This window comes from Streptomyces sp. NPDC001020 (assembly GCF_053599115.1).
On the sequence record NZ_JBSFLQ010000003.1, the window covers coordinates 152,030 to 167,610 of the forward strand.

At 70.9% G+C, this 15,581-nt stretch carries 11 protein-coding genes; 10 read left to right on the top strand and 1 reads right to left on the bottom strand.

Annotated features, from left to right (window positions below; all coding sequences use genetic code 11):
* Positions 1 to 109: 109 nt before the first annotated feature.
* From ACWDEX_RS03665 to ACWDEX_RS03710, 10 genes are all read left to right on the top strand, one after another.
* Positions 110 to 1,921 carry a phosphatidylglycerol lysyltransferase domain-containing protein gene (locus ACWDEX_RS03665; RefSeq protein WP_450461518.1) on the top strand — a complete coding sequence of 604 codons (1,812 nt, stop codon included), beginning with the start codon at positions 110 to 112 and terminating at the stop codon, positions 1,919 to 1,921.
* A 10-nt stretch (positions 1,922 to 1,931) separates the two neighbouring features.
* The gene (locus ACWDEX_RS03670; RefSeq protein ID WP_450461519.1) at positions 1,932 to 2,633 is read left to right on the top strand and encodes a hypothetical protein; all 702 of its coding nucleotides are present in this window, start codon (positions 1,932 to 1,934) and stop codon (positions 2,631 to 2,633) included.
* A gap of 158 nt (positions 2,634 to 2,791) precedes the next feature.
* Complete coding sequence (locus tag ACWDEX_RS03675; RefSeq protein WP_450461520.1) at positions 2,792 to 3,574, top strand: adenosylcobinamide-GDP ribazoletransferase; 783 nt, start codon at positions 2,792 to 2,794, stop codon at positions 3,572 to 3,574.
* 39 nt (positions 3,575 to 3,613) lie between these two features.
* Positions 3,614 to 4,219: an RDD family protein gene (locus tag ACWDEX_RS03680; protein ID WP_450461521.1), complete on the top strand. Its 606-nt coding sequence runs from the start codon at positions 3,614 to 3,616 to the stop codon at positions 4,217 to 4,219.
* 311 nt (positions 4,220 to 4,530) lie between these two features.
* Positions 4,531 to 6,060 (top strand): leucyl aminopeptidase, encoded by a 1,530-nt coding sequence (locus ACWDEX_RS03685; RefSeq protein WP_450461522.1) that lies wholly within the window; start codon positions 4,531 to 4,533, stop codon positions 6,058 to 6,060.
* A 299-nt stretch (positions 6,061 to 6,359) separates the two neighbouring features.
* The gene (gene lpdA / locus ACWDEX_RS03690; protein WP_450461523.1) at positions 6,360 to 7,748 is read left to right on the top strand and encodes a dihydrolipoyl dehydrogenase; all 1,389 of its coding nucleotides are present in this window, start codon (positions 6,360 to 6,362) and stop codon (positions 7,746 to 7,748) included.
* Between the two features lie 62 nt (positions 7,749 to 7,810).
* Positions 7,811 to 9,613 carry a 2-oxoglutarate dehydrogenase, E2 component, dihydrolipoamide succinyltransferase gene (gene sucB / locus ACWDEX_RS03695; RefSeq protein WP_450461524.1) on the top strand — a complete coding sequence of 601 codons (1,803 nt, stop codon included), beginning with the start codon at positions 7,811 to 7,813 and terminating at the stop codon, positions 9,611 to 9,613.
* 260 nt (positions 9,614 to 9,873) lie between these two features.
* On the top strand, positions 9,874 to 10,497 hold the full coding sequence (locus ACWDEX_RS03700) for a GntR family transcriptional regulator (RefSeq protein ID WP_450461525.1): 624 nt from the start codon (positions 9,874 to 9,876) through the stop codon (positions 10,495 to 10,497).
* A 270-nt stretch (positions 10,498 to 10,767) separates the two neighbouring features.
* Positions 10,768 to 13,509, top strand: a complete 2,742-nt coding sequence (aceE, locus tag ACWDEX_RS03705; RefSeq protein WP_450461526.1) for a pyruvate dehydrogenase (acetyl-transferring), homodimeric type — start codon at positions 10,768 to 10,770, stop codon at positions 13,507 to 13,509.
* Positions 13,510 to 13,601: 92 nt separating this feature from the next.
* Positions 13,602 to 14,576, top strand: a complete 975-nt coding sequence (locus ACWDEX_RS03710) for a helix-turn-helix transcriptional regulator (protein ID WP_450461527.1) — start codon at positions 13,602 to 13,604, stop codon at positions 14,574 to 14,576.
* A 153-nt stretch (positions 14,577 to 14,729) separates the two neighbouring features.
* Here ACWDEX_RS03710 and ACWDEX_RS03715 read toward each other — a convergent pair whose 3' ends face one another.
* Positions 14,730 to 15,536, bottom strand: a complete 807-nt coding sequence (locus tag ACWDEX_RS03715; protein ID WP_450461528.1) for a peptidoglycan recognition protein family protein — start codon at positions 15,534 to 15,536, stop codon at positions 14,730 to 14,732.
* Positions 15,537 to 15,581 lie beyond the last annotated feature (45 nt).

Consider the following 15,581-nt stretch of genomic DNA (forward strand, 5'->3'; position numbering starts at 1 on the left):
GTAGTCCCTTCCTCGCCGTGTCAAGGGGCAGGGCTCTCAGGCCGACCGGCCGGTCTCTGCCTCGTCTCGCTCCCCCGACAATCCCAGCGGACCCATATCATCACCCTTCATGGGAGATGCCCGATTTACCGAGGAACAGGAACGCGCGATCCGGACGGGGGGCGGGCCACGGCGGTCCAGTCCGGCTTCCCGGCGGGCCGCCTGGTGCGCCGTCTGGTACCTGCGCGCCGTCATGTTCGTGAATTTCCTCTCCGCCGCGTGGGTTTCCCTCGGACAGGACGTACGGCGGCACAACCAGGAGGACCTCTTCACGCCGTACCTGCTGACCGCGGGTTTCGCCTCCGGCGTGTTCACGTTGTTCCTCGCCGTCACGATGCGGCGCCGCAAGCGTGCCGCCTGGATCCTCAACCTCGCGCTCAGCGGGTCCTTCCTGCTGCTGTTCGCCTTCGCCATGTCCTTCCCGGAGATCCGGGACTACGCACAGAACTGGGTCTCCCTGCTCCTCACTGCGGGCTTCGTCGGCGCGCTGATCGTCGGGCGGCGGGAGTTCTACGCCAAGGGCGACCGGTCCAATCCCCGGCTCGCCGCCGCTGTCGCCGTCGGCGGCCTGCTCGTCTCCTCGCTGCTCGCCGCGCTCCTGGTGACCGTCACCAACATCTCGCCCGACGCGCAGCGCTCGTCCTTCCCGGAGCGCTGGCGCTACGGCGCCCTGCGGCTCGTGTCGGTCACCGTCGACGACTCGCACTACCTGGGGATCTCCACGCCCAGCTGGGTCAACGTCGCGATCAACGTCTTCAGCACGCTGCTCTTCCTCGCCGTCCTGTACGCCGCCTTCCGTTCCCGGCGCGCCGTCGACCCGATCAGCGAGGACGACGAGAAGCGGCTGCGGGCGCTGCTCGACGGACACGGTGACCGGGACTCGCTGGGGTACTTCGCGCTGCGCCGGGAGAAGAGCGTGATCTGGTCGCCCACCGGCAAGGCGGCGGTCGCGTACCGCGTCGTCGGCGGGGTCTCGCTCGCCTCCGGTGATCCGCTCGGTGACCCGGAGGCATGGCCGGGCGCCATCGAACCCTGGCTCGCCGAGGCACGTGCGCACGGCTGGATCCCGGCCGTGATGGGCGCGAGCGAGGAGGCAGGGACCGTGTATGCGCGACACGGTCTTGACGCGCTCGAGCTCGGTGACGAAGCCATCGTGGACGTCGACGAGTTCACCCTCGAGGGGCGGGCCATGCGCACCGTCCGCCAGGCCTACAACCGTGTCAAGCGCGCCGGGTACACGGTCCGCATCCGGCGCCACGCGGACATTCCGGCCGACGAGATGACGCTTCTCCTGAAGAAGGCCGACGACTGGCGCGACGGAGCCACCGAGCGCGGCTTCAGCATGGCACTGGGGCGGCTCGGCGACCCCGAGGACGGGCAGTGCGTCATGCTCGAGTGCTCGGACGGCGAAGGCGAGTTGAGAGCGCTGCTGTCCTTCGTGCCCTGGGGCCCGCACGGGCTCTCCCTGGACCTCATGCGCCGCGACCGTGACTCCGAGAACGGGCTCATGGAGTTCATGGTGATCGAACTGCTGCGCCGCGCCCGGGAAATCGACATCACTCAGGTCTCACTCAACTTCGCGATGTTCCGGTCCGTCTTCGAACGTGGAGGGCGCCTTGGCGCCGGACCGGTGCTGCGGCTGTGGCGCTCGCTGCTCAGCTTCTTCTCCCGCTGGTGGCAGATCGAGTCGCTGTACCGGGCCAACGCGAAGTACCGGCCGATCTGGGAACCCCGGTTCCTGCTCTTCGAGAAGAGCGCGGACCTGCTGCGCATCGGCGTCGCCTCGGCGCGCGCCGAGGGATTCCTGGAGGCTCCGGGACTGCCGAAGTGGATGCACCGAAAGCACCTCGAATCGCACAGGTCAGGGGTGCCCGACAGATGAGGACCGCTGGATGAAGCGCATCGCCCGCCTGGCCCGCGCCGAATGGGCACCGTCGTACGTCACCGTGCGTCAGGCCCTCGCGCGGCGGAACTGGCGGGCGGTCCCGATGACGCTCACGGCCGTGTGCCTGACATCAGTCCTGCAGTTCGTGCAGAACCAGTCATGGGGCTTCCAGTTCGTGCAGAACATCGGGTCCGTACGGGCCGAGGAGCCGCTGTGGCTCGCCCTTCTGCGCACCCCGCTCTCCTTGTTCGTACCGGCCCTCGACCTGCCGGTGTGGGGCGCTCTCCTGCAGATCCTCTTCGTGTTCGGGATCGCCGAGATCTGTCTGGGCTGGTGGCGCACGCTCGTCATCGCGTACGCCGTCACACTGGCCGGCACGCTGTACGCGCGCCTGGGCACCGGCCTGGACCCGCACCATCCACTGGGGCTGCCCGCGACGGACGCCCAGGTCGTCGACACCGGCCCGTCGGCGGCGGTGATCGGACTCGCCCTGTTCCTGTGCTGGCGGTACCGCGCCTACCTCACCGGAGGTGTGGTGATCGCGGCAATAGTCGGGGAACTCGTGCTGAAGGACAACCTGGCGGGCAAGGAGCACCTCGCCGCGATCGGGGCGGTACTGGTGCTGTGCGGGTTGTCGGCGCTGCGTCATCGCCGGAGGCCGGTCGGGCGCGTGGAATGCCGGACGGATCCGCCGCCGGTCCAGCCCTGATGTCCACGGTCAGGCCCGTCAGCGAAGGGCGTGGCCCGGACGCGGGCGGCGGCGGAGCCGCCTTGCCCACGGTGAGCCGGGACATCAGCACTGAGCTGCCTGGTCGCGCGCCTCAGGGGCCGAAAGGGGTCACGGCAGCGGTCACGTACCCTTCGGCCGTGTCCAAGATCCCGTCCTTCCACGGCCTTCGCTTCGCCTTCGGCACCCTCACCGTTCTCCCGGTCCGGGTGACCCGGTGGGACCGGGAGGCCGCGCGCGGCGGGATGCTGTGCGCGCCCCTGGCCGGAGCGGTGGTCGGCACCTGCGCGGCCCTGCTCGGCGCGGTCCTGCTCGAGTTGGGCGCCGGACCCCTGCTCGCCGCCGTGGCCTCCGTCGCCGTACCCGCCGTGCTCACCCGGGGGTTGCACCTGGACGGGCTCGCCGACACCGCGGACGGGCTCGGCAGCGGAAAGCCCGCCGAAGAGGCACTGCGGATCATGAAACGGTCCGATATCGGGCCGTTCGGTGTGATCACCCTGTTGTTCGTGCTGCTCGCGCAGGTGGCGGCGCTCGCGCAGGCGTACGGCGGCTCCTGGGCGCGAGGTGCGCTGGCTGTCGTCGTCTCGGCCACCGCGGCTCGGCTGGCACTCACGCTGGCCGCGCGAAGCGGGGTGCCGGCCGCCCGGCCGGAGGGGCTGGGCGCCGCGGTCGCGGGGGTGGTTCCGGTACGCGGCGCGCTGGCGGTGGCCGTCCCGGTCACCATGGCGGCGGCAGCCGGGGGCGCACTGCCGGGGACGTCCGGCGTGGTGCGCACGGCGGCCGCGGTGTTGCTCGCGCTGGTCGCCGCCGAACTGCTGCTGCGGCACTGCACCCGCCGCTTCGGCGGGGTGACGGGCGATGTGTTCGGAGGTCTGGCCGAGACCGCCGCGACAACGGCGTTGGTGGTGTTGTCGCTCGGCTAGTCTGACGCCCGGATCACTCACTGGTTCTCGGGGGAAACTGTGCACAAGACGCGCCGCGTCCTGGCCTGGTGCATCGATTTCGCGCTGGTGGTCGCGACAGCCGCGGCGCTCGCCGTGCTGACCTTCCACCGCATCTCCGCGCTCTTCACCGATGTGCCCGAACTGGCCACCAGGAGCGGCTTCGCTCTGCTCACCTCGCGGGGCGACGTCGTGGGCAGCTCCGCGAGCCTTGGGACCTTCATGTGGCACAAGACGGTGCTGTACGTGGAACAGGGCTTCGGGCTGCTGATACTCGCCATCTTCCTCTACCAGTGGGCGTCGCTCGCCCTCGCCGGGCGCACCGTGGGCAAGGCGCTGACCGGCCTCAAGGTCACCCCGAGCCCCATGCGTCGAGCAGCGCTGCGGGCGACCGTGACGACGACCGCGGACGTGGCGTTGTACGCGGTGGCCTGTGTGCTGCTGGTCGAGGGCGAGTTCATGGTGTCGGTACTGGTCTGGACGCTGGCCGTGGTGGTGTTCTTCCTGAACGCGCTGCCCGTCCTCTCCACCGGTCGCCGCTCGCTGGCGGACCGGGTGGCCGGGACGACGGTGGAGAGCCTCCGGTTCGGCAGGTCCGCCGCCACGCCCCCGGTTCGTTCTTCCTGAGCGCCGAACTCGGCTTCGGCCCCCCGCGCTCGCCGTACCGCGCACACCGTTCGTCGACCGTGGAGACGAACTCCCTCACCAGCGGGGGTTTCTGGGGGAAGATGGCCAGGGCTTGCGGAGGGACGGGCACCCGGAGGAATGAGCGAACCGGACCCCGCGCGTAGGCTCGTGCCAGGTGTTCCCCCTGCCCCAGGTAGAGACCGCACCGCCGGAGGGATCTAGGGTCGGTTCCCGGGCTGGTCGACCCCACCCGTTCGGCCACCGAACTCAATCGGCCACCGAAACTCAATTGGAAGCGAGATTTCACCACCGTGACTGCTCTCACTCTCAGCACCGCCGCGGCGGCCGGCCTGCGCGCCGACGCGATCGTGGTCGGTGTCGCGAAGGGCGCGAAGGGCCCGGTCGTCGCACCGGGCGCCGAGGCCGTGGACCAGGCGTACGACGGCAAGCTCGCCGCCACCCTGGAGACCCTGGGCGCCACGGGCGCCGAGGGCGAGGTGACGAAGCTGCCCGCGCCCTCCGGCTTCAAGGCGCCCGTCGTGGTGGCGGTGGGCCTCGGTGCCGAGCCGGAGAAGGACGAGGCGTTCACCGCCGAGTCGCTGCGCCGCGCCGCCGGCTGCGCCGCACGGGCGCTGGCCGGCTCCAAGAAGGCCGTCTTCGCCCTGCCGGTCACCGAGGCCGCCGACGCCGGCGCCATCGGCGAGGGCGCGCTGCTCGGCGCGTACACCTTCGACGCGTACAAGGAAAACGGCAGGAACGCCAAGAACGCCAAGAACGGCAAGCCCCCGCTCGCCGAGGTCGCCGTGCTCGGCGGCAAGCCCCGCGACAAGGCGTTCAAGGCCGCCGTCGAGCGCGTCGTCGCCGTCAGCGAGGAGCTCAACCGGGCTCGCGACCTGATCAACATGCCGCCCAACGACCTGGACCCGGCGGCCTTCGCAGCCCTCGCGCAGACCACCGCCAAGGAGCACGGGCTCAAGGTTCAGGTCCTCGACGAGAAGGCGCTGACCAAGGGCGGCTACGGCGGCATCCTCGGCGTCGGCGCAGGCTCGGCCGCCGCTCCCCGCCTGGTGAAGCTGTCGTACACGCACCCCGACGCGGACAAGCACCTGGCCTTCGTCGGCAAGGGCATCACCTACGACTCGGGCGGTATCTCCCTCAAGCCGGCCGGCCACAACGAGACCATGAAGTGCGACATGAGCGGCGCGGCGGCGGTCTTCGCCGCAGTCGTGGCCGCCGCGCGCCTCGGTCTCGAGGTCAACGTCACCGGCTGGCTCGCCCTGGCCGAGAACATGCCCTCCGGTTCCGCCACCCGCCCGGGTGACGTCCTGCGCATGTACAGCGGCAAGACCGTGGAGGTCCTCAACACCGACGCCGAGGGCCGGCTGGTCCTCGCGGACGCCCTGTGGGCCGCCTCGCAGGAGAACCCGGACGCGATCGTCGACGTCGCGACCCTGACCGGCGCGATGATGGTGGCGCTCGGCAACCACACCTTCGGGATCATGGCGAACGACGACGCGTTCCGCACCGCGATCCACGAGGCCGCCGAGGAGGTCGGCGAGGACGCCTGGCCGATGCCGCTGCCCGAGCACCTGCGCAAGAGCATGGACTCCCCCACGGCCGACATCGCCAACATGGGCGAGCGGATGGGCGGCGGCCTGGTCGCCGGCCTGTTCCTGAAGGAGTTCATCGGCGAGGGCATCACCTGGGCCCACCTCGACATCGCGGGTCCGGCGTTCAACGAGCAGGCCCCCTTCGGCTACACGCCGAAGGGCGGCACCGGCTCGGCGGTGCGCACGCTGGTCCGGCTCGCGGAGCTCACGGCGGCGGGCGACCTGGGCTGATCCCACGCGCGCGGGAGGGCGGCCCCGGGTTCGACAGGACACCGGGGCCGCCCTCCCGGCCGTTCCCGGGTTTCGCCCTCGACGAAATCCGTACGACCCTCCGTGCCCGCTACCTCAGGACGTGATGGATCCGACGTTTCACACACCGGCCCGGCGTCCATTCCACCGCCGACAAGTGCGAAGATGGGGCTCGGCAGGACAGGGCCCCACCCGAAGGGCCGAAGCAAAGCGGCCGGACACCAGCCGCCGACCGGTCACCGCAGACCGGGCACACGGCGCAGATGCATGGAGGACGTGACGTGGCGAACGACGCCAGCACCGTTTTCGACCTAGTGATCCTCGGCGGCGGTAGCGGCGGTTACGCCGCGGCCCTGCGCGGAGCGCAGTTGGGCCTGGACGTCGCCCTGATCGAGAAGGACAAGGTCGGCGGTACCTGCCTGCACCGGGGTTGCATCCCCACCAAGGCCCTGCTGCACGCGGGCGAGATCGCCGACCAGGCCCGCGAGAGCGAGCAGTTCGGTGTCAAGGCCACCTTCGAGGGCATCGACGTACCGGCCGTCCACAAGTACAAGGACGACGTCATCTCGGGCCTGTACAAGGGTCTGCAGGGCCTGATCGCCTCCCGCAAGGTGACCTACATCGAGGGTGAGGGCCGACTGTCCTCCCCGACCTCCGTCGACGTGAACGGTCAGCGGATCCAGGGCCGCCACGTCCTGCTGGCGACCGGCTCCGTGCCGAAGTCGCTGCCGGGTCTGCAGATCGACGGCAACCGCATCATCTCCTCCGACCACGCCCTCGTCCTGGACCGTGTGCCGCAGTCCGCGATCATCCTCGGCGGCGGCGTCATCGGTGTCGAGTTCGCCTCCGCCTGGAAGTCCTTCGGTGCGGACGTCACCGTCATCGAGGGTCTGAAGCACCTCGTGCCGGTCGAGGACGAGAACTCCTCCAAGCTCCTCGAGCGTGCCTTCCGCAAGCGCGGGATCAAGTTCAACCTCGGCACGTTCTTCCAGAAGGCCGAGTACACCCAGAACGGTGTCAAGGTCACCCTCGCCGACGGCAAGGAGTTCGAGGCCGAGGTTCTGCTCGTCGCCGTCGGCCGCGGCCCGGTCTCCCAGGGCCTGGGCTACGAGGAGGCCGGGGTCGCCATGGACCGCGGCTACGTCCTCGTCGACGAGTACATGCGCACGAACGTCCCGACCATCTCCGCCGTCGGTGACCTGGTCCCGACCCTCCAGCTCGCGCACGTCGGCTTCGCCGAGGGCATCCTGGTGGCGGAGCGTCTGGCCGGTCTGAAGGCCGTTCCGATCGACTACGACGGTGTGCCGCGCGTGACCTACTGCCAGCCGGAGGTCGCCTCCGTCGGTATCACCGAGGCCAAGGCCAAGGAGATCTACGGCGCGGACAAGGTCGTCGCTCTCAAGTACAACCTGGCGGGCAACGGCAAGAGCAAGATCCTCAAGACCGCCGGCGAGATCAAGCTCGTCCAGGTCAAGGACGGTGCCGTGGTCGGCGTCCACATGGTCGGCGACCGCATGGGCGAGCAGGTCGGCGAGGCCCAGCTGATCTACAACTGGGAGGCGCTGCCGGCCGAGGTGGCCCAGCTCATCCACGCCCACCCGACGCAGAACGAGGCGCTCGGCGAGGCCCACCTGGCCCTGGCCGGCAAGCCCCTTCACTCCCACGACTGACGCCTTCAGTCTTCGGGCGCGACGACACAGACTTCCGCAATTCGTAAGGAGAAACCGAAACCATGGCGGTTTCCGTAACCCTTCCGGCGCTCGGTGAGAGCGTCACAGAGGGCACTGTCACCCGCTGGCTGAAGGCCGAGGGCGAGCGCGTCGAGGCCGACGAGCCGCTGCTCGAAGTCTCGACGGACAAGGTCGACACCGAGATCCCGGCCCCCGCCTCCGGCGTGCTGTCCTCCATCAAGGTCGCCGAGGACGAGACGATCGAGGTCGGCGCCGAGCTGGCCATCATCGACGACGGCACGGGTGTCCCTGCTGCCGCCCCGGCCCCGGCCGCCGCCGAGGCTCCCGCCCCGGTCGCCGAGCCCGCTCCGGCCCCGGTCGCCGAGCCCGCTCCGGCCCCGGTCGCCGAGGCCCCTGCGGCCCCGGCCCCCGCCGCTGCTCCGGCCGCTCCGGCCGGTGGCGCCCAAGGCACGGACGTGGTCCTGCCCGCGCTCGGCGAGTCCGTCACCGAGGGCACCGTCACCCGCTGGCTGAAGTCGGTCGGCGACACCGTCGACGCCGACGAGCCGCTGCTCGAGGTCTCCACGGACAAGGTCGACACCGAGATCCCGGCCCCCGCCTCCGGTGTGCTGCTCGAGATCGTGGTCGCCGAGGACGAGACCGCCGAGGTCGGCGCCAAGCTGGCCGTCATCGGCGCTCCGGGTGCCGCTCCGGCGGCTGCCCCGGCCCCGGCAGCTCCGGCTCCGGCGGCTGCTCCGGCCCCGGCCCCGGCTCCCGCCCCGGCTGCCCCCGCGGCCCCGGCTCCGGCCCCGGCCCCGGCCGCGCCCGCGGCTCCGGCCGCTGCCCCCGCGGCCCCGGCCCCCGCGGCCCCGGCTCCGGCCGCGCCCGCCCCGGTCACCCCGGCCCCGTCGCCGGCCGCGCAGGCCACCGACGAGGGCGCGTACGTGACCCCGCTGGTGCGCAAGCTCGCCGCCGAGAACGGCGTCGACCTGGCCACCGTCAAGGGCACCGGCGTCGGCGGCCGTATCCGCAAGCAGGACGTCATCGCCGCCGCCGAGGCCGCGAAGGCCCCCGCCGCTCCGGCTCCCGCCCCGGCCGCCGCCACTGCGACGGCCCGGAAGGCGCCGGTCCTGGAGGTCTCCCCGCTGCGCGGCCAGACCGTCAAGATGCCGCGCATCCGCAAGGTCATCGGCGACAACATGGTCAAGGCCCTGCACGAGCAGGCCCAGCTGTCCTCGGTGGTCGAGGTCGACGTGACCCGCCTGATGCGCCTGCGCGCCCAGGCCAAGGACGCGTTCGCGGCCCGCGAGGGCGTCAAGCTCTCCCCGATGCCGTTCTTCGTCAAGGCCGCCGCCCAGGCGCTGAAGGCCCACCCGGTCGTCAACGCCCGGATCAACGAGGCCGAGGGGACCATCACCTACTTCGACACCGAGAGCATCGGTATCGCGGTGGACTCCGAGAAGGGCCTGATGACCCCGGTCATCAAGCACGCGGGCGACCTCAACCTCGCCGGTATCGCCAAGGCCACGGCCGACCTGGCGGGCAAGGTCCGGGCCAGCAAGATCACCCCGGACGAGCTGTCCGGCGCGACCTTCACCATCAGCAACACCGGTTCGCGCGGCGCGCTGTTCGACACGATCATCGTGCCCCCGGGCCAGGTCGCGATCCTCGGCATCGGCGCCACGGTCAAGCGCCCGGCCGTCATCGAGACCGAGGAGGGTACGGTCATCGGCGTCCGCGACATGACCTACCTGACGCTGTCGTACGACCACCGTCTGGTGGACGGCGCCGACGCCGCCCGCTACCTGACCGCGGTCAAGGCGATCCTGGAGGCGGGCGAGTTCGAGGTCGAGCTCGGCCTGTAGGCTTCCCTGCCTGTACGTATGCACGGCGCCCCCGCCCGGACAGTTCCGGGCGGGGGCGCCGTTTTTGTCGCCCGCAAGATCGTGTAAGCCTCGTCTCACCTGCGCAAAAGCGCCCCCACGCGCCCTTACGGAACCGCCTGGCGGCCTTATTGTCTAAACGGCAGACGCCTTGGGGTCCCGCCGGTCGCCCGATCCACCGCCCCTCAACGAGGCCCTTCAGGTCGCCGCACAGGATTCACCCCTCCTAAGAAGGAGCCCTCATGACCGCGCCCGTCGTCCACTCGCTGCGCGAACAGATCCGCGAGCACATTGTGGAGGGGATCGTCAGCGGGCGCTGGAAGCCGGGCGAGCGGATCGTGGAGCGGCGGATCGCCACCGAGCTGGAGGTCAGCCAGACACCGGTCCGGGAGGCGCTGCGGGAGCTGGAGTCGTTGCGGCTGATCGAGTCGGCGCCGAACAAGGGCGTGCGGGTCCGGAATCTGACGGCGGCCGACCTGGAGGAGAGCTACCCCGTACGAGCCGGTCTGGAGGCCATCGCGGCGGAGCTGGCGGCGGCGGGGCTGGCGGAGGACTGCTCGGCCCTCGAACCGCACGTGGCGGCGCTGTACGAGGCCGACCGCAAGTCCGACGGTACGGCGCAGGTGCGGCACACGGTGGCCTTCCACCGGGAGCTGGTGCGGGCGGCCGGGAACTCGGTGCTGCTCCACACTTGGGAGGGGCTGGGCATCGAGGTGTTCACGGCACTCTCGATCCGGTGGCTGGGGACCGTGCAGCAGTCGTACGCGGAGGAGCACGAGGAGCTGGTGGCCGCGTTCCGCAGGCGGGACCCGCGCATCGCGGAGATCGTCAAGGCCCATGTGCTCGGGTGCGCGCCCCGCGCGTAACAGCAGAGCACCCTGCCGCTCAGACGCAGCCCCACCTGCGAAATTCAGCCTAAAATGCGGCACGGGGTGCCCCCATCGAAGGCACCGCGTGCCGACTTTCTTCGAAGTCAAGACCTTTTGGCCCCCGCCCCTTTGATCGATCATCGATCAGGGGGTTACAGTCACAGACGGGCTCTCACCCGAGCCTCGAGCCCTGTCCTGCCAAAGACCAAGGGCAACCCCGAACCCTTACCGATGAGGGAACCCCCTTCGACTGAGGAAGGCGGCGACATGACCGACCCCAACGCCATCCAGCCGAGCGAGCTCGACCAGCTCCCGGACCGCGACCCGGAGGAGACCGCCGAATGGCAGGCCTCCCTGGACGCCGTTGCCAGGGAAGCCGGGCCGCATCGTGCCGCGTACCTGATGCGCCGCACGCTGGAGCGTGCCGAGGACGCCGGCGTGGCACTGCCCAAGCTGCTCGAGACCGACTACGTCAACAGCATCCCCACCTCCGCCGAGCCGGCTGTGCCCGGTGACGAGGAGATGGAGCGCCGGATCACCGCGTGGAACCGCTGGAACGCGGCGGCGATGGTGACCCGCGGCAGCAAGCACGGCGTCGGCGGCCACATCGCCACCTTCGCCTCCGCGGCCTGGCTGTACGAGACCGGCTTCAACCACTTCTTCCGTGGCAAGGAGGGCGACGGCTCCGGCGACCAGCTGTACATCCAGGGCCACGCCTCCCCCGGTATCTACGCCCGTGCCTTCCTCGACGGCCGGCTGTCCGAACAGCATCTGGACAACTTCCGTCAGGAGGCCGGCGGCAACGGCCTGCCGTCCTACCCGCACCCGCGGCGCCTGCCCTGGCTGTGGGAGTTCCCGACGGTGTCGATGGGCCTCGGCCCGCTCTCCGCCATCTACCAGGCCCGGTTCAACCGCTATCTGACCAGCCGCGGTGTCAAGGACGTGTCGAACTCCCACGTCTGGGCCTTCCTCGGCGACGGCGAGATGGACGAGCCGGAGTCCACGGCGGCGCTCACGCTGGCCTCGCGTGAGGGGCTGGACAACCTCACCTTCGTCATCAACTGCAACCTCCAGCGCCTTGACGGCCCGGTGCGGGCCAACTTCAAGATCGTGCAAGAGCTGGAGGCCCGGTTCCGCGGCTCCGGCTGGAACGTCGTCAAGACGCTGTGGGGCACGGCCTGGGACGAGCTGTTCGCCCTCGACACCACCGGCGCGCTCGTACGCCGTCTGCGCGAGGTACCGGACGCGCAGGTGCAGACGTACCAGACGCGCGACGCCGCCTACATCCGCGAGGACTTCTTCGGCAAGGACCCGGCGCTCGTCGAGATGGCGAAGCTGCTGAGCGACGACAAGATCCTCGAGTGCTTCCACCTCTCCCGCGGCGGCCACGAGGCCCGCAAGGTCTACGCCGCGTACAAGGCGGCCCTGGAGCACAAGGGCGCGCCGACCGTCATCCTGGCGCAGACCGTCAAGGGCTTCACGCTCGGCGAGGGCTTCGCGTCGAAGAACGCCAACCACCAGATGAAGAAGCTGACGGTGGACGAGTTCAAGACGATGCGCGATCTGCTGGGGCTGCCCATCTCCGACAGTCAGTTCGACGATGGTGTGGTGCCCTACGGCCACCCGGGCGCCGACTCTCCCGAGGTGCGCTACCTCCAGGAGCGCCGCGCGGCCCTGGGCGGTCCGGCCCCGGCCCGCCGGGTGCACCCGGTGGCGCCGCTGCCGGCCCCGGCCGAGAAGGCGTTCGCCGCCTTCGACAAGGGCTCGGGCTCGCAGAACGTGGCGACCACGATGGCCTTCGTCCGCCTGGTCAAGGACCTGGTCCGCGACAAGGAGACGGGCAAGCGCTGGGTGCCGATCGTCCCGGACGAGGCGCGCACCTTCGGCATGGAGAGCCTGTTCCCCTCCCTCGGCATCTACTCGCCCAAGGGCCAGACGTACGAGCCGGTCGACCGCGACCAGCTGATGTACTACAAGGAAGCCACGAACGGCCAGATCCTCAACGAGGGGATCACCGAGGCCGGTTCGATGGCGGACTTCATCGCGGCGTCGACGTCGTACGCGACGCACGGCGAGGCGATGATCCCCTTCTACATCTTCTACTCGATGTTCGGCTGGCAGCGCACGGCCGACCAGATGTGGCAGCTCGGCGACCAGCTCGGCCGCGGCTTCCTCGTCGGCGCCACAGCCGGCCGAACGACGCTGACCGGTGAGGGCCTGCAGCACGCCGACGGCCACTCGCCGGTGATCGCGGCCACCAACCCGGCGGCGCTGACGTACGACCCGGCGTTCGCGTACGAGGTCGCGGTCATCGTCAAGGAGGGCCTGCGCCGCATGTACGGCGAGGCGGCCGAGGGCGAGGACCAGAACGTCTTCTACTACCTCACCGTCTACAACGAGCCACTGCCGCAGCCCGCTAAGCCGGTGGTCGCCGGTATCGACGAGGGCATCGTCAAGGGCCTGTACCGCTTCAACACGGCGGAGTCGGCGGGCCTGTCGCCCGTGTCCCCCAAGCTCTCAACTTCGCTCGAGCAGGGTGGTACCCCCATCGCCCCGCGGATCCAGTTGCTGGGTTCGGGTACGGCGATCCACTGGGCGCTCGATGCGCAGAAGCTGCTCGCCGAGGAGTGGGGCGTCGCGGCGGACGTGTGGTCGGCGACGTCGTGGGGTGAGCTGCGGCGCGACGCCATGGAGGCGGACGCGGCGCTGCTGGAGGGCGAGGAGCGGGTGCCGTACATCCGACGGGCGCTCCAGGGTGCCGAGGGTCCGGTCCTCGCGGTCTCCGACTACATGCGCCAGGTCCCGGACCAGATCGCGCAGTGGGTCGAGCAGGACTACTCCTCGCTGGGCGCCGACGGCTTTGGTATCTCCGACACCCGCGAGGCGGCCCGTCGCCACTTCGGCGTCGACGCCCAGTCGATCGTCATCGCGGCCCTGGCCCAGCTCGCCCGGCGCGGCGAGGTCAAGGCCACGACCGTGAAGGAGGCGCGGGAGCGCTACGGCCGGTAGGAGTTCTCGCCAGGCGCAGGCTTCCGGTGGCTGAAGGGGTACGGCATCCGCCGTGCCCCTTCGCTGTCGGTGGGCCCCGGCATCATGGATGCATGCGTGCCGCCCGCCTGATCAAAATGGTGCTGTTGCTCCAGTCCCGGCCCTCCATGACCGCCGCCGAACTCGCCACGGAGCTGGAGGTGTCAGAGCGGACCGTCACCCGCGACGCGCAGGCACTGTCGGAGGCGGGGGTTCCGGTGTACGCCGACCGGGGGCGGGCGGGCGGTTACCGGCTGATCGGCGGGTACCGCACGCGGCTGACCGGGCTCGCGCGCACCGAGGCCGAGGCGCTGTTCCTCAGCGGTGTGCCCGGGGCGCTGCGCGAGATGGGACTTCAGGACGCGGCCTCCGCGGCCCGGCTGAAGGTGTCCGCGGCCCTCCTGCCTTCCTTGCGCGACGCGTCCCGTACGGCGGCGCAGCGCTTTCACCTGGACGCACCCGCCTGGTTCACGAAGCCCGGTACCCCGCGGCTGCTGCCGACGGTCGCGGACGCGGTCTGGGACGACCGGCGGATCACCGCGCGCTATCGGCGCGGCGAGGACATGGTGGAACGGGAACTGGAGCCGTACGGGCTCGTCCTCAAGGCGGGTGCCTGGTACCTGTGCGCCAGGGTGGCCGGTGACGGGGCCTTCCGGGTGTACCGCATCGACCGCTTCACCGCCGTGGCCGCGGGCGAGGAGCGGTTCGCGCGGGACGAGGAGTTCGATCTGCCCGGCTTCTGGGAGCAGCGGGCCGAGCAGTTCGCGCGGTCCATCCTGCGGGCCGAGGTCGTGGTGCGGCTGACCGAGGACGGCGTGCGGAGACTGCCGTACGCCGTCGATCCGGCGTCCGCCCGGGAGGCGCTGAGCGCGGCGGGTGCCCCGGACGAGCACGGGTGGGTGACGGTGACCTTGCCGGTGGAGTCGGAGGAGGTCGCGCACACGCAACTCACCGCGTTGGGGCCGGAGGTCGAGGTGCTGTCTCCCGAGGGGCTGCGCGCACGTTTCGCGAGCGACGCGATACGGCTCGCGGGGCTGTACCGCCCCTGACGGTCCGCGGCCTGCCATCCACACCCGTTCAGCGCAGCCGTTCGACCAGTTGGCTGCCCTGCTCGTCGGGGTCGTCTGCGGCGGCCGCACGGCTCGCGTCCGCCGGCTCCCGGGCCGGGCGCTTCGGCACTGCTCGCCCTCACGGCGGGTGTGTCACCGCCTGCCCTGCAGCCGTGCCGCTCGCTCCCTGACCGCCGGGAGGAGGGTGCTGAGGGCCGCGCCCGGGCAGTGGGTCCGGTAGCCGTCGTTGTGGCCCGTAAGGGCGGGCAGCAGGGCGGTGGCGCCTGTGCGGTACCGGCCCCCGCCGTGGCTGGACACGAGCCGGACCCGGGCGCGCGGATCGATGTCCGCGAGGCCCAGCTTCCATGCGGCCAGGGCGGCGATGGCGTCGGTCATCGCCCGGGGCACCGTCGTGCCCGCGGCGAAGGTGCCGATCGCGGCGACGCCCGCGGTGCGGTGGTTGAAGCCCTGGGTGTGGGCGCCGGTGACGGGACGCTCGACACCGCCCGCGCGGCCTTCGTAGAGGGTGCCGCAGCGGTCGACCAGGAAGTTGTAGCCGATGTCGTCCCACCGGCGCTTGCCGATCTGCCCCGTGTACAGGGCCCGGATGATGCGGGGCACGTCAGCGCACCGGTAGCCGTTGGGCGAGGCGGTGTGGTGCACGAAGACCGCGACGACCTTGTCGTCGTAGCGCGGTGGCGGCTGGGGCCGGGAGTCGTCCCGCGCCCATGCCGTCCTCGGCACGATGCGCGGCTTGGGCGCCTGGTGCAGAACGGCGGACCGGACCTGGACCGGTCGCGGGGTGCGGAGCGCCACGGGGTGTTCGGCGCCGGACGCGCTCAGCATCAGCGCGAGGAGGACGGCGAGTCCGGGCAGACAGCCGAGTGTCAGCAGGGCGGCGACGGGAATCCGTACCGGATGTCTTTTCCGTGTCCGGTGCTTTCGTCGGATGACACGCATGGACCCACTGTCCGTCTGTTCCGATGCGCCCGCGATGTGCGCTGT

Coding starts and splice junctions, on each gene's coding strand:
- ACWDEX_RS03665 (WP_450461518.1), top strand. CDS start 110: ATGGGAGATGCCCGATTTACCGAGGAACAGGAACGCGCGATCCGGACG.
- ACWDEX_RS03670 (WP_450461519.1), top strand. CDS start 1,932: ATGAAGCGCATCGCCCGCCTGGCCCGCGCCGAATGGGCACCGTCGTAC.
- sucB (WP_450461524.1), top strand. CDS start 7,811: ATGGCGGTTTCCGTAACCCTTCCGGCGCTCGGTGAGAGCGTCACAGAG.
- ACWDEX_RS03700 (WP_450461525.1), top strand. CDS start 9,874: ATGACCGCGCCCGTCGTCCACTCGCTGCGCGAACAGATCCGCGAGCAC.
- aceE (WP_450461526.1), top strand. CDS start 10,768: ATGACCGACCCCAACGCCATCCAGCCGAGCGAGCTCGACCAGCTCCCG.
- ACWDEX_RS03710 (WP_450461527.1), top strand. CDS start 13,602: ATGCGTGCCGCCCGCCTGATCAAAATGGTGCTGTTGCTCCAGTCCCGG.
- ACWDEX_RS03715 (WP_450461528.1), bottom strand. CDS start 15,536: ATGCGTGTCATCCGACGAAAGCACCGGACACGGAAAAGACATCCGGTA.